At 63.5% G+C, this 14,679-nt stretch carries 12 protein-coding genes; all 12 read left to right on the top strand.

The features are described 5' to 3' along the window. Positions 1–334: 334 nt before the first annotated feature. Positions 335–1,003, top strand: a complete 669-nt coding sequence (locus BM300_RS04290) for a haloacid dehalogenase type II (RefSeq protein WP_092144560.1) — start codon at positions 335–337, stop codon at positions 1,001–1,003. Between the two features lie 36 nt (positions 1,004–1,039). After that, positions 1,040–2,314 carry an NAD(P)/FAD-dependent oxidoreductase gene (locus BM300_RS04285; RefSeq protein WP_092144562.1) on the top strand — a complete coding sequence of 425 codons (1,275 nt, stop codon included), beginning with the start codon at positions 1,040–1,042 and terminating at the stop codon, positions 2,312–2,314. A gap of 86 nt (positions 2,315–2,400) precedes the next feature. Next, positions 2,401–4,044 carry an ABC transporter substrate-binding protein gene (locus BM300_RS04280; protein WP_092144564.1) on the top strand — a complete coding sequence of 548 codons (1,644 nt, stop codon included), beginning with the start codon at positions 2,401–2,403 and terminating at the stop codon, positions 4,042–4,044. Between the two features lie 43 nt (positions 4,045–4,087). Further along, the gene (locus tag BM300_RS04275; RefSeq protein ID WP_014337747.1) at positions 4,088–5,044 is read left to right on the top strand and encodes an ABC transporter permease; all 957 of its coding nucleotides are present in this window, start codon (positions 4,088–4,090) and stop codon (positions 5,042–5,044) included. Continuing rightward, positions 5,041–5,916, top strand: coding sequence for an ABC transporter permease (locus BM300_RS04270; RefSeq protein WP_063320549.1), 876 nt, complete (start codon positions 5,041–5,043; stop codon positions 5,914–5,916). Before BM300_RS04275 ends, BM300_RS04270 begins: the two co-directional genes overlap by 4 nt. Before the next feature lies 1 nt (position 5,917). Then, entirely contained in the window at positions 5,918–7,762 is a 1,845-nt protein-coding gene (locus tag BM300_RS04265; protein ID WP_092144566.1) for an ABC transporter ATP-binding protein, read from the top strand. Next, a complete protein-coding gene (locus BM300_RS04260; protein WP_072339509.1) occupies positions 7,759–8,067 on the top strand; it encodes a (2Fe-2S)-binding protein in 309 nt (102 codons plus the stop codon). Before BM300_RS04265 ends, BM300_RS04260 begins: the two co-directional genes overlap by 4 nt. Beyond that, positions 8,049–9,440, top strand: coding sequence for an FAD/NAD(P)-dependent oxidoreductase (locus BM300_RS04255; protein WP_092462109.1), 1,392 nt, complete (start codon positions 8,049–8,051; stop codon positions 9,438–9,440). Before BM300_RS04260 ends, BM300_RS04255 begins: the two co-directional genes overlap by 19 nt. Beyond that, the gene (locus tag BM300_RS04250; protein WP_092222763.1) at positions 9,437–10,591 is read left to right on the top strand and encodes an NAD(P)/FAD-dependent oxidoreductase; all 1,155 of its coding nucleotides are present in this window, start codon (positions 9,437–9,439) and stop codon (positions 10,589–10,591) included. The genes BM300_RS04255 and BM300_RS04250 overlap by 4 nt, the downstream gene beginning before the upstream one ends. Continuing rightward, positions 10,588–11,745, top strand: coding sequence for an acetylornithine deacetylase (gene argE, locus BM300_RS04245; protein ID WP_092144570.1), 1,158 nt, complete (start codon positions 10,588–10,590; stop codon positions 11,743–11,745). The genes BM300_RS04250 and argE overlap by 4 nt, the downstream gene beginning before the upstream one ends. 263 nt (positions 11,746–12,008) lie before the next feature. Then, entirely contained in the window at positions 12,009–13,466 is a 1,458-nt protein-coding gene (locus tag BM300_RS04240; protein ID WP_092222765.1) for an NAD-dependent succinate-semialdehyde dehydrogenase, read from the top strand. 40 nt (positions 13,467–13,506) lie between these two features. Continuing rightward, a complete protein-coding gene (locus BM300_RS04235) occupies positions 13,507–14,586 on the top strand; it encodes a tartrate dehydrogenase (protein WP_092462107.1) in 1,080 nt (359 codons plus the stop codon). The last annotated feature ends 93 nt before the right edge of the window (positions 14,587–14,679 follow it).

The following is a 14,679-nucleotide window of genomic DNA, read 5'->3' as shown; positions in this document are numbered from 1 at the left end:
CGCCATCGCGAGCCCATTCACCAGGGATGCTGAAGCTGCTGCGCCAAGCGCAGATTCTGCCGAAAACAACGCTTTGCAGAGCCGTTTGGCGCACCATAACTGCCCGCAAACCCAAAGAAACACGGGCGCGACGCCCACGCCTGGAGCATCCCGCAAAGTCTGCTGAGCGAGCCCCGCAAAACGGTGGTTTGTACCAAGCGGCCGGTATTTTTAACGATTTATCCACGGTCTCATGGTGTTGTAATGAAAACGTGATGCAGCGTTGCACCGATGCCTCACGAAAGGCGCCATGTTCGCCTCGTCGAGCCTTCAACAACCATCCAGGACCGCACTCATGAGCTTTCTTCGACCCAAGTACATCACCTTCGACTGCTACGGCACGTTGACCAATTTCCAGATGGGCACCATGACCCGCGAGCTGTTCGCCGACCGTGTCGATGCCGGGCAGATGGACCAGTTCGTCAAGGATTTCTCCGCTTATCGCCTGGACCAGGTGATGGGTGACTGGCGGCCCTATGATGAAATCATCAAGACCTCCCTGATGCGGGTCTGCAAGCGTTGGGGCGTCGAATATCGTGGCGAAGGCCAGCTCTATTACGACGCCGTGCCAACCTGGGGCCCCCACGCCGATGTACCGGCGGGCCTGTCGAAAATCGCCGACAAGATCCCCCTGGTGATTTTTTCCAACGCGATGGACGAGCAGATCATGTCCAACGTCGACAAGCTCGGCGCGCCTTTTTACAAAGTCTTCACCGCCCAACAGGCCCAGGCCTACAAGCCGCGCCTGGCCGCGTTCGAATTCATGCTCGATAACCTTGGCTGCGGACCGGAAGACGTCCTGCATGTGTCGTCGAGCTTCCGCTACGACCTGATGTCGGCCCACGACATGAAGATCAAGCACAAGGCCTTCGTCGCCCGCGGTCATGAACAACCGGCCAACGCTGCCTTTGGCTACCAACAGATCTCGGACATCGGCGGGTTGCCCGCTCTGGTCGGGCTCTGAGTCTCGACGCACGCTTGAAGGCGAAAGGGGTTAGACATGGGCAGTGAGTCCTATTGGCTCGACACCGCACCGGCGTTCACCGGTGCTCAGCTCGGCGGATTGCCCGGGCAGGTCGATGTCGCCATCGTCGGTGGCGGCTTCACCGGCCTGGCGGCGGCGCGGGCCCTGGCCTTGAAGGGGGCCCGCGTGGCCGTGCTGGAAGCGGGCAGGGTGATTGGCGAGGCGTCGGGGCGCAACGGTGGGCATTGCAGTACCGGCGTGGCCCAGGATTACGCGGCGCTCACCGCCAGCCTCGGCGCCGACAAGGCCCGGGCGTATTACCAAGCTTATGAAAACGCCGTGCACAGCGTCGTGACGCTGGTGGAGCAAGAGCAGATTGCTTGCGACCTCAAGCGCAACGGCAAGCTCAAGCTGGCTGCCAAGCCGATGCATTACGAAGGGTTGGCGCGCACCTGTGAATTGATCCGCAAGGAAGTCGATGCCGAGGTCGAGTTGCTTTCGGCCCAGGAGACGCGGGCGGAAGTCAATTCGGCGCAGTTTCATGGCGGCTTGTTGCAGCGCAATGGTGTGCAGATGCATGTCGGGCGTTTCGGCGTCGGCCTGGCTGAAGCGGCCGCCCGTCACGGTGCGTTGATCTTCCAGGGCGTGGCGGTGCAGGACTGGAAGGCCAGTGCCGGCGGCTATCGAGTCAACACCAGCAAAGGGGCGCTGCTGGCCTCGCAGATCCTGCTGGCGACCGGTACCTGTCAGCAGGGCGGCCTGGGCTGGTATCGGCGGCGAATCGTGCCGGTGGGCAGTTTCGTGATTGCCACCGAGGTATTGCCCCAAGCGTTGATCGACAGCTTGCTGCCGGCACGCCGCTCCTATGTCACCAGCCGCATGATCGGCAACTACTTTCGCCTGACCCCGGACAACCGCTTGCTGTTTGGCGGCCGTGCGCGGTTTGCCATGTCCGACAGTGTTTCCGATGCCAAGAGCGGCAAGGTGTTGCAGGCCGCCATGGTGCAGATGTTCCCGCAGTTGGCGAACACCCGGATCGACTATTGCTGGGGCGGCCTGGTGGACATGACCTCCGATCGCCTGCCCCGGGCCGGCCAGCATGGCGGGGTTTATCACTCCATGGGCTACAGCGGCCACGGTGTGCAGATGTCGGTGCACATGGGCCAGGTCATGGCCGAGGTCATGGCCGGCAAGGTCGAGGCCAACCCTTGGCGCGAACTGGACTGGCCGGCCATTCCCGGGCACTTCGGCAAGCCTTGGTTTTTGCCGCTGGTCGGCGCGTATTACCGCTTGCAGGACTACCTGCACTGAGTTTCACCGCGTTGTTTGGCGTTTCAACCACGTTGCGTTAACGCAACGTCATCGAGCCCTATCATTTTCCGAAAGGTAGAACTGACATGAGTGACACTAAAAACGGCATCAAAGACCAGTTGATCACCGGTACAGAAAGTCTGCGTGTTTTCGAAGGGCTCAATCGTGGCATGTCACGCCGGCATGCCTTGCAAATGCTGGGGCTGGCCGGTGTGGCCGCGGCGGGTGCCGGCAGCCTGTTCGGCGCCGCCGGCAAGCTGCTTGCCGATGAACAGGCGAGCCCCGGCAAAGGCAAGCCCGGCGGGCGTATCCGGGTCGCCGGTATCTCCAGTTCCACCGCCGATACCCTGGACCCGGCCAAAGGCTCATCGTCCACGGACTACGTGCGCCATTACATGTTTTACAACGGCCTGACGCGTTTCGACAGCCACATGGTGCCGCAACTGGAACTGGCCGAGCGCATGGACACCACCGATGCCACGCTCTGGGTGATTACCCTGCGCAAGGAAGTGACCTTCCACAACGGCAAGGGCCTCACCGCCGCCGACGTGGTGTTTTCCCTGATGCGCCACAAGGACCCGATCACCGGTTCCAAGGTCTTGCCGCTGGCCGAGCAGTTTGCCGAGGTCAAGGCCACCGGCACCCATGAAGTGCAGATACGCCTGAGCGGCCCGAATGCCGAGCTGCCATCGATCCTTGCCATTTCCCACCTGTTGATCGTCCCCGAGGGCACCAGCGACTTCAACCAGGGCATCGGCACCGGTCCATTCAAGGTCAAGGAGTTCAAGCCTGGGGTGCGTTCCATCGGTGCGCGCAATACCAATTACTGGAAACCTGGCCTGCCGTACCTGGACGAAATCGAATTCATCGGCATCGGTGACGAGCCTTCACGGGTCAACGCGTTGCTGTCGGGCGACGTGCAGATCATCAACGAGGTCAACCCGCGCTCGACCACGCGCATCAAGGACAGCACCACCCATCGCGTAGTGGATTCGCCGTCGGGTAACTACACCGACCTGATCATTCGCCAGGACCAGATGCCCGGCCAGAGCCCGGAGTTCACCGAGGCGATGAAACTGCTGCTGGACCGCGAACAGGTCAAGTCGGCGATCTTCCGTGGGTTCGCCAGGGTCGGTAACGACCATCCGATCGCCCCCGGCGCACGCTTCTACAACGCCGACCTGCCGCAACGGACCTACGATCCGGAGAAGGCTCGTTTCCTGCTGAAGAAGGCCGGCATGGAAAGCATCAGCATGCCGGTGATGTGCTCGCCAGCCGCCACCGGTTCGGTCGACGTTGCCGTGCTGCTGCAGCAATCGGCCAAGGAGGCCGGGCTCAAGCTCAACGTCAATCGGCTGCCGAGCGACGGCTACTGGTCCAACCACTGGGCCAAGCACCCGCTGAGCTTTGGCAACATCAACCCACGGCCCAACGCCGACATGATCTTCTCGCAATTCTTCCAATCGACCGCGCCCTGGAATGAATCCGGCTGGAAAAACCCGCAGTTCGACCAGTTGCTGATCCAGGCCCGGGGTGAAACCGATGAGGTCAAGCGCGGCAAGATGTACGGGGACATGCAGGCCCTGGTGCATGAACACAGCGGCATCGGCATCCCGGTGTTCATCAGCAACATCGATGGCGTCGACCAACGCGTCAAAGGTTATGGCACCAACCCGTTGGGCGGTTTCATGGGCTATATGTTCGCCGAGCAAGTCTGGCTTGACGCTTGATGCGTGTTGTCTTGCGGCGTGACATGGCACAAGGGGTAGGGCGATGAATAGCAACACACTTTGGTTGATCGGCCGGCGCCTGGGCGCTGCGGTCGTGACCCTGTTGATCGTATCGATGGTGGTGTTCGCCATTACGGCGGTGTTGCCGGGAGACGCGGCGCAACAGTCCCTTGGACAGTTCGCCACGCCTGAGCAAGTGGCGGCGCTACGGGTGAAGATGGGCCTGGACCAACCGGGTGTGTTGCGCTACCTGCACTGGTTGATGAGCCTGCTCAGCGGTGACATGGGCGTGTCGATCTCCAACGCTACGCCGGTCAGCGAGTTGATGGCTGGCCGGGTGCCCAACACCCTGATGCTGGCGGCGGCCACGGCGCTGGTGTCGGTGCCCGTGGCGTTGATCCTGGGCATCGGCTCGGCGATGGGGCGAGGGGGACGCATCGACGGCTTCCTGAGCTTCTTCACCCTGACGATGGTGGCGGTGCCGGAGTTCCTGGTCGCCACCCTTGCCGTGCTGATTTTCGCGGTGAACCTGGGTTGGCTTTCGGCGCTGTCCTATTCCAGCGAGATCACTTCGCCTCTGCAATTCATGCGTACCTACGCCTTGCCGGTGATGACCCTGTGCTGCGTCATCGTTGCGCAGATGGCGCGCATGACCCGGGCGGCGGTGATCGATCAACTCGACAGCCCCTACGTGGAAATGGCCCGTCTCAAAGGCGTGAGTCCGGTGCGGGTGGTGCTGCGCCATGCCTTGCCCAATGCCATCGGGCCGATCGCCAATGCCATCGCCCTGAGCCTGTCCTACCTGTTGGGTGGGGTGGTGATCGTCGAGACGATTTTCAACTATCCCGGCATCGCCAGCTTGATGGTCGATGCCGTGACCAACCGCGACATGGCGTTGGTCCAGGCCTGCACCATGCTGTTTTGTACGGCGTACCTGGCGTTGGTGCTGGTGGCTGACCTGTGCGCGATCCTGTCCAATCCGAGGCTGAGAAACCAATGAACAATCTCATTGTGAAATCCCCGCCTGCGGCGCCCGAACCGGCGTTGGTCAAGGTGTCGCGCAAAACGCCCTGGCTCGGCCTGATCGGTGCCGCGATGTGTGTGATCTGGTTGCTGGTGGCTATCTTCGGGCCATGGCTGGCGCCGCACCCGGTGGGTGAAGTGGTCTCCGACAATGTCTTCGACAACCTCAGCGCCACTTATCCGCTGGGCACCGATTATCTGGGCCGCGACATGCTCAGCCGCATTCTCGTGGGCGCGCGCTTCACGGTGGGCCTGGCGCTGGTGGCGGCGGTGCTGGCCAGTGGGCTGGGCACCAGTTGCGCGCTGCTGTCGGTGGTTTCGCCGAAGTGGCTGGACGAGCTGATCAGCCGCCTGATGGACGCTTTCATTTCAATCCCGAGCAAGATGCTGGCGCTGATCATGGTCTCGGCGTTCGGTTCGTCGGTGACGCTGCTGATCTGCACGGCGGTGCTCAGTTTCATGCCGGGGGCGTTTCGTATCGCCCGCAGCATGGCGGTGAACATCGAGGCCCTGGAATACGTGCAAGTGGCCCGCACCCGTGGCGAACGCCGGCTGTACATCGCTTGTGTGGAAATCCTGCCGAACATGCTCAACCCGGTGCTGACCGACCTGGGCCTGCGTTTCGGCTTCATCGTCCTGCTGCTTAGCGGCATGAGCTTCCTCGGCCTGGGCGTGCAACCGCCGGATGCCGACCTGGGCTCGCTGGTGCGGGAAAACATCGGCGGCCTCAACCAGGGGGCGCCGGCCATCGTGATTCCAGCCCTGGCCATCGGCACCCTGACCATCGGCGTCAATCTGTTTATCGACCGCTTGTCTTCGCGGCGCAACCGACGTACGGGAGGCCATTGATATGAGCCAATTGATCCGAGTCGAGAACCTGCGCGTAGTCGCCTGTGGCGAGCGCAGCGAGGTGGAGATCGTCAAGGGCGTGAGTTTTTCCCTGGAGAAAGGTGAAGTGCTGGCGCTGATCGGCGAGTCCGGTTCGGGCAAGACCACCATCGCCCTGGCGTTGCTCGGTTATGCCCGGCGCGGTTGTCGCCTGGCCGGCGGCGTGGTGCAGATTGGCGAGCACGACATGCTCGCCTTGAGTGAACGCGAGCTGCAAGGCCTGCGCGGCAATCGGGTGTCGTACATCGCCCAAAGCGCCGCGGCGGCGTTCAACCCGGCCAAGAAACTCATCGACCAGGTGGTGGAAGGGGCGGTGATCCATGGCCTGGGCAGCCGTGCCGTGCTCGAAGCCAAGGCCATCGAACTGTTCCGCGACCTGGCGCTGCCGGATCCCGAGCGCATCGGCCAGCGTTATCCCCATCAAGTGTCCGGCGGGCAACTGCAGCGGGTGATGGCGGCCATGGCGCTGATCAGCGACCCGCTGCTGGTGGTGCTCGATGAGCCGACCACGGCCCTCGATGTGACGACCCAGATCGACGTGCTGCGCGCCTTCAAGCGGGTCGTGCGCGAACGTGGCGCGACGGCGGTCTATGTGTCCCACGACCTGGCCGTCGTGGCGCAGATGGCCGATCAGATCGTGGTGCTCAACGGCGGGCAGATCTTTGAACAGAGCGCCACGGCGCCGCTGCTCAAGGGCCCGGCTCACGCCTACACCCGCAGCCTGCTGGCGGCGGCACGGCCAGACACGACGATTCGCCCACCCTGCGGCGTGGCCGAAGACACGCCGTTGCTGACCATCCAAGGCCTGGTCGCAGGCTACGGCAACAAGAACCAGCAGGGCATGCCGGCGATCCGGGTGCTCGAAGACATCGACCTGACGGTGCGCAGGGGCCAGGCCATCGGTGTGATCGGTGAGTCAGGCTCGGGCAAATCGACCCTGGCGCGGGTGGTGGCCGGGCTGTTGACCCCGGCCCTGGGCGGGCTGACGTTCGACGGTCAGCCACTGGGTGGCAGCTTGTCGGAACGCACGGACGAACAGTTCCGGCGTATTCAAATGGTGTTCCAGAATGCCGACACCGCGCTCAACCCGATGCACAGCATCAGCACTATCCTAAGTCGGCCGTTGAAGATGTATTTCGGCCTCAAGGGTGCGGCGCTGCGTGAGCGTATCGGCGAATTGCTCGACCTGGTGCGTCTGCCACGGGACATGGCCGAGCGCCGCCCGAGCGAACTCTCCGGCGGACAGAAACAGCGGGTCAACCTGGCCCGGGCGCTGGCGGCCAAGCCGGATCTGATCCTGTGTGATGAAGTGACCTCGGCCCTCGACACCGTGGTCGGCGCGGCGATCCTTGAACTGCTGCGCGACCTGCGCCAGCAACTGGGGGTTTCCTACCTGTTCATCAGCCACGACATCTCCACGGTGCGGGCGCTGTGCGACGACATCGTGGTGATGTACAGCGGCCACAAGGTCCAGGCGGGCACCCGACAATCGTTCGCCCAGGCGCCGTTCCATCCCTACACCGACCTGCTGATCCACTCGGTACCGGAGATGCGTCAGGGGTGGCTGGAAAGTTGTGGCGCCACCACCTGCGGCACGCTGCCGGTGTTGGGCGCGCGCGCCGAGGTGCCGGACCTGTGTACCTTCCTCAATCGCTGCCCGGTGCGGGTCGACGGCCTGTGCAATCACACCGCGCCGCCCCGGCGGATCATCGATGGCGGCAGCGAGGTGCTCTGTCATCACGACAGCGCCGAGCTGCTCAAGCGCCAACAGGATTCAAACAGCATGATCGTGGGAGCCTACGCATGAACGCGCGTTTCGTGAGGTTGGCCGAACAGGGCCGGCCTGTCGTCAAATTGAAAGTGGATGGCGTCCCGGTCGAGGCGTTGCAGGGCGACACCTTGATGGTCGCCTTGCTGACCCACGGCCCGGCGTTGCGCCAGTCGGAATTCGATCCGGGCAGCCGTGCCGGTTTCTGCCTGATGGGCGCCTGCCAGGATTGCTGGGTCTGGACCCGCAGCGGCGAACGCCTGCGGGCCTGCTCCAATGAAGTACGCGAAGGGCTGGACATCATGACTCAACAACCGGAGGCGATATGGCCACTGCGCGGCTGAACACGCATCGAGTCGTCATCGTCGGCGCCGGGCCGGCCGGCATCCGTTGTGCCCAGACCCTGGTCGCAGCGGGCTTCAAGCCGATCCTGCTCGACGAAAACCGTCGCGATGGCGGGCAGATCTATCGGCGCCAGCCCGAAGGGTTCACCCGCAACTACGCCACGCTGTACGGCACCGAGGCGGACAAGGCCCGTGACCTGCACGAAAGCTTCGACCGCCTGCGCCCGCAGATCGACTACCGTCCGGACACCCTGGTGTGGAACCTGATACCCGGGCAATTGTGCTGCGTCAGCCAGGGCCAGCACACGACGGTGGATTACGACGCGCTGATCCTCTGCACCGGCGCCACCGACCGCTTGATGCCCATCGAGGGCTGGCAGTTGGGCGGCACCTACAGCCTCGGCGGCGCGCAGATCGCCTTGAAGGCCCAAGCGGTTTCCATCGGTCATCGGGTGGTGTTCATGGGCAGCGGGCCATTGCTGTATCTGGTCGCCAGCCAATACCTCAAGGCCGGCGCCAATGTCGCAGCGGTGCTGGACACATCGCCGCTGGGCCAGCGCATCAAAGCCTTGCCCAAGCTCATGGCGCGCCCGGGCTTGCTGTTCACCGGCATGAAATTGTTGGCGCAGTTGTATCGGGCGAAGATTGCCGTGCACCTGGGCATTTCGCCGCTGCAAATCCTGGGAGAGGCGAGCAGCGGCGTCAGCGGCGTGCGGGTTCGTACCGCGAGTGGGGAAACCTTGACGGTGGCGTGCGACGCGGTGGCGCTGGGTTATCACTTGCGCCCGGAAACCCAACTGGCTGACCTGGCGGGCTGCCGCCTGCGCTTTGACGAGGCCTCCAGTCAATGGCTGCTGGACACGGACGAAGAGGGGCGGACCTCGGTCAGCGGTGTCTACGCCGCCGGTGATGGTTCGAAGATCCGTGGCGCCGATGCCGCCGAGCACGCCGGACGCCTGGTCGCCCTGGCATTGTTGAGCGATCTGCAGCAGCCGGTGGACGCCGCACTCGTCGCCGAACAGCGCCAGGCGCTCAAGGTGATGGACGCGTTTCGCCTAGGCTTGGCCCAGGCGTTTCCGTGGCCGGCGGCACAAGCCAAGGCCTTGCCGGACGAAGCCATCGTCTGCCGCTGCGAGATGATCAGCGCCGGCGAACTGCGCCGCACGGTCAGCGAAAAGGGCGCCTGTGAAGTCAATCGGGCCAAGGCGTTCAGCCGGGTTGGCATGGGCCGCTGCCAGGGACGTTATTGCTCCCAGGCCGGGGCCGAAGTCATTGCAGCAGCAGCGGGTGTCCAGGTGCAGGAGGTGGGTCGCCAGCGCGGCCAGGCGCCCGTGAAACCCCTTTCGATGCTCACTCGGGAGGTGACGCCATGACGCTGAATAAAGCTGATGTGGTGATTGTCGGCGGCGGCCTGATGGGCTCGGCGGCAGCGTTTTTCCTGCGCCAGCGGGGGCAGTCGGTGATCTTGCTGGAGCGTGACCAGATCGGCCAGTACGCCAGCGGCGTCAACTTCGGCAACGTCCGGCGCCAGGGACGTTTCCTTGGGCAACTGGAACTGGCGAACCGCTCCTGGGCGCTGTGGAAACGCCTGCCGGAGCTGATCGACGACGACCTGGAGTTCATCGCCAGCGGGCACATGCGCGTGTGTTATCGCGAGGATGAGATCCCTGAGCTCGAGGCTTATGCGGCCGCCCCCGAAGCGGCGCAACTGGACTTGCAGATCTATCGCGGCAGCGAGCTTCACGCGCGTTTTCCGTTTCTTGGCAAGGACGTCAAGGGCGGCTCCTATGCGCCCCACGACGGTCACGCCAACCCGCGCCTGGCCGCCCCGGCGTTCGCCCGGGCGGCGCGGCGGCTCGGGGCACGCATCGAGGAGCGCTGCGAAGTGGCCGAGGTGCAGAAGGTCGGTGAAGGGTTCGGTATCAGCACCACCGATGGTCGCCAGTTCAGCGCCGCGCAACTGTTGATTACCGCAGGCGCTTGGGGCCAGAAGCTCTCGGCGCAATTCGGCGAGCCGGTGCCGCTGGAAACCAACGGCCCGCAGATGGCCGTCACCGAACCGGTGCCTTACGCCTTGCCGACGGTGATCGGGGTGTACACCAAGATTCCTGAAGAAGTGATCTATTTCCGCCAGATTCCCCGGGGCAATATCATCATCGGCGGCGGCTATCGCAGCAAGCCGGACATGCTCAACCGCCGGGCCTATGTCGAGCCGCGCAGCATCCTCAACCAACTGGACCAGATGCGTCGGCTGCTGCCGGGTGTCGGCAATCTCAACATCATCCGCGTGTGGAGCGGCATCGAAGGCTACCTGCCCGATTCCCTGCCGGTGATGGGGCCCAGCGGCAACGTCGATGGCTTGTACTATGCGTTCGGCTTCAGCGGCCATGGCTTCCAGCTCGGTCCGGGCGTTGGCGATGTCATGGCTGAACTGATCAGCACCGGCAGCACTCGAACCTTCATCGAGCCGTTCTCCATCCGCCGGTTCGCCCTTTTCGCCGAGCAACGGAGCAAGGCCTCATGAAACCCCGCGTGTTAGCCATTTTCGAACGCCTGCTGGCGTTTGAAACGGTCTCTTCAGAATCGAACCTAGCCCTGATCGAGTACGTGCGCGAGCTGTTGCTGAGCAAGGGCATCGAGTCGCTGATCGTCAAGGATGAGAGCGGCAAGAAGGCCAACCTGTTCGCCAGTACTGGCCCGCGTGACTTGCCCGGGGTCCTGCTGTCCGGCCACACCGACGTGGTGCCGGCGGCGGGGCAGGCCTGGACCGTTCCGGCGTTCCAGGCGACCGTGCGCGATGGGCGGGTCTACGGGCGCGGCAGTTGTGACATGAAAGGTTTCATTGCGCTGGCCATCGACGCCATGCTCGATGCCGCCGACCATTCGTTGAACCGGCCATTGCAACTGGCGCTTTCCCACGACGAAGAGATCGGTTGCGTGGGGGTGCGGCGCTTGCTCGACGTGCTGCACCTGGCGCCGGTGCGACCGTTTCTGTGCGTGATTGGCGAGCCAACCAACATGCAATTCGTGCTAGGCCACAAGGGCAAGGGTTCCTATCGCACCTACTGTCGCGGCCTGGAAGCGCACTCATCGCTGGCGCCGCGCTCGGTCAATGCGATTCACGTGGCCTGCGATTTCATCGCGGCGTTGCGCCAGAGCCAGCAGCAATTGCAGGAGCAAGGCGCCCAGGACGCGGATTACGACGTGCCCTACAGCACCGTGCATGTCGGGCAGATTGTCGGCGGCAAGGCACTGAACATCGTGCCAAACCTGTGCACCCTGGATTTCGAAGTGCGCAATTTGCCGGACGATGATCTGGACCTGTTCCTGGAGCAACTGCGTGAGCGCGCCGAGGTGATCGTGCGCGAGGCGAAAAAACTCTCCAGCGTCGCGGACATCGAGATCGAAACCCTGAACGTCTATCCGGGCCTCGACACCCATCCGAGCGTCGAAGCCGTGCGCTTCCTGAAAAACTTCGCCACCCCGGACACCGGCACCGCCAAGGTCTCCTTCGGCACCGAGGGCGGCCTGTTCAAGCAGCGTCTGGATGTCCCCGTGGTGGTCTGCGGCCCAGGCTCCATCGAACAGGCGCACAAGCCTGACGAGTTCATCGAAATCAGCCAGATGGACGCGGGGGAGCGGTTTCTGGAAGGGTTGTTGGGGTCGTTGAAAATCTAAGCTGTTCTCAAGTGAAACTACCTTCCCCTGTGTGCGAGCTTGCTCGCGATGGCGGTGGTTCAGTTGGCAATGATGTTGAATGTGCCGCCACCATCGCGAGCAGGCTCGCTCCCACATAGGCTTCAGTGGTGACGCTGACACCTCGGTAGAGCCTGCCGTCCCACCTCGAAATTTCAGCATCCAACACTGCCCAATCCCCGCTTTCAGCATCCTGCCCCGCGGCATCTCCCTAGACTGGAGCTACCTCGGAACAGGACGCGACCATGCTCAAGAATCGATTGAAAGACCCCAGCCTATTGGCAGAACTCGCTTACGTCGACGGTCAGTGGATCGGTGCCGACAACGCCGCCACCCTTGACGTCATCGACCCGGCCACCGGCCAGTCGCTGGCTCGTGTACCCGCGATGCAAGGCGTGGAAACCCGGCGTGCCATCGAGGCTGCCGAGCGCGCCTGGCCAGCGTGGCGCGCGCGTCCGGCGGCGGAGCGGGCAGCGCTGTTGGAGCGCTGGTATCAGGCCATGATGGACAACCTCGACGACCTCGCGCTGATCATGACGTGCGAACAGGGCAAGCCGTTGAGCGAAGCCAAAGGCGAAATCCGCTACGGGGCCGGTTTCGCCAAATGGTTTGCCGAAGAGGCCCGGCGGGTCTATGGCGAGACCATCCCGGCGCCCAGCGGCGACCGACGCCTGCTCACGCTCAAGCAGCCGGTGGGGGTCTGTGCCGCGATCACCCCATGGAATTTCCCCAATGCGATGATCACTCGCAAGTGCGCACCGGCCTTGGCGGCGGGGTGCCCGGTCATCGTCAAACCCTCGGACCTGACTCCCTTGTCGGCCCTGGCCCTGGCGGTGCTGGCCGAGCGGGTCGGGATTCCGGCCGGGGTGTTCAATGTCGTGACGGGTATGCCCGCCGGTATCGGCGAAGAACTGACCGGCAACCCGACGGTGCGCAAGATTTCCTTTACCGGTTCGACGGCGGTCGGGCGTTTGTTGATGCGCCAGAGCGCCGAGCACATCAAGCGCTTGAGCCTGGAGCTGGGCGGCAACGCGCCGTTCATCGTGTTTGACGATGCGGACCTGGAGCAAGCCGTCGCCGGCATCATGCTCAGCAAGTTTCGCAACGCCGGCCAGACCTGCGTCTGCGCCAACCGCATCCTGGTGCAGGACGGTATCTACGAACGCTTCGCCGCGCGGCTGGTGGAGGAGGTGGGCAAGCTCAAGGTCGGCAATGGGCTGGAGGCTGGCGTGATGATCGGCCCGCTGATCAACCTCGCTGCGGTGAACAAAGTTGCCCGGCACATCGACGATGCGTTGAGCCAGGGCGCGCGCCTGCTCTGTGGTGGCGTTCCCGAGGGCGACAGTCAGTTCGTCCAGCCAACGGTACTGGGCGAGGCCCACGCCGGGATGTTGCTGGCCAACGAAGAAACCTTCGGCCCGGTGGCTCCGCTGATGCGCTTTACTACAGAAGAGCAGGCCCTGGTCCTGGCCAATGCCACGCCGTATGGCCTGGGCGCTTATTACTTCACCCAGGACCTGCGCCGCTCATGGCGTTTCGGCGAGGCGCTGGAGTTCGGCATGGTCGGGCTCAACACCGGGATCATTTCCATGGAAGTCGCGCCCTTCGGCGGCATCAAGCAGTCGGGCCTGGGGCGCGAAGGCAGCAAGTACGGCCTGGACGAATACCTTGAAGTCAAAGCCTTCCACATCGGTGGGTTGTGATGCGACCGTCATTTGAACAGACACCAGGGAGCCACGATTGATGAGCAAACCATTTCGAATCGCTGCCATTGCCGGCGATGGCATCGGCAAGGAAGTCCTGCCGGAAGGGCTGCGGGTACTGGAGCAAGCCGCGAAAAAGTGGCAGTTGTCGCTGGACATCGAAGTGCTCGATTGGGCCCATTGCGATTACTACTTGAAACACGGGCAGATGATGCCCGCCGACTGGTTCGAACAACTCAAGGACTTCGACGCCATCTACTTCGGCGCCGTGGGCTGGCCGGACAAGGTGCCGGATCATGTTTCCCTGTGGGGCTCGCTGCTCAAGTTCCGTCGCGACTTCGACCAATACGTGAACATCCGCCCGGTGCGGCTGTTCCCGGGCGTGCCGTGCCCCCTGGCCGGGCGCAAGGCGGGGGACATCGACTTCGTGGTGATTCGTGAAAACACCGAGGGCGAATACTCTTCCATCGGCGGCAAGATGTTCGAGGGCACCGAGCATGAGTTCGTGCTGCAGGAATCGGTGTTCACCCGGCGCGGGGTCGACCGGATCCTGAAGTTCGCTTTCGACCTGGCCCAGACCCGACCGCGCAAACGGTTGACAGCGGCAACCAAGTCCAACGGCATTTCCATCAGCATGCCGTATTGGGACGAGCGCACGGCGTTGATGGCCGAGCGGTACCCGGATGTGCAGTGGGACAAGCAACACATCGACATCCTGTGCGCTCGCTTCGTTTTGCAGCCCGACCGGTTTGATGTGGTGGTGGCGTCGAATCTGTTCGGCGACATCCTTTCCGACCTAGGCCCGGCCTGCGCCGGCACTATCGGCATCGCACCGTCGGCCAACCTTGATCCGGAACGCCGCTACCCGTCGCTGTTCGAACCGGTGCATGGTTCGGCCCCCGATATCTATGGGCAGAACATCGCCAACCCGATCGCGATGATCTGGTCCGGCGCCTTGATGCTCGACTTCCTGGGTAACGGCGATGAACGCTACCGCGCGGCCCATGATGGGATTCTCAAGGCCATCGAACAGGTGATCGCCGAAGGCCCCATCACCCCCGACCTGGGTGGACAAGGCTCGACCCAGGCTGTTGGCCAGGCCATCGCCGCGGCGCTCTGAGACTTGATCCAACCTGCGACACCTTTTGCCCGCCCACACGGCGGGCTTTTTTTATTCCAGATCGACCACCCACTTCACACCCGCCACCAATCC

This window comes from Pseudomonas sp. NFACC46-3, from assembly GCF_900114515.1.
Classification (GTDB): domain Bacteria; phylum Pseudomonadota; class Gammaproteobacteria; order Pseudomonadales; family Pseudomonadaceae; genus Aquipseudomonas; species Aquipseudomonas fluorescens_Q.
Note: the sequence above shows the minus strand (reverse complement) of the source record. Positions and strands in the feature narration are given on the sequence as shown.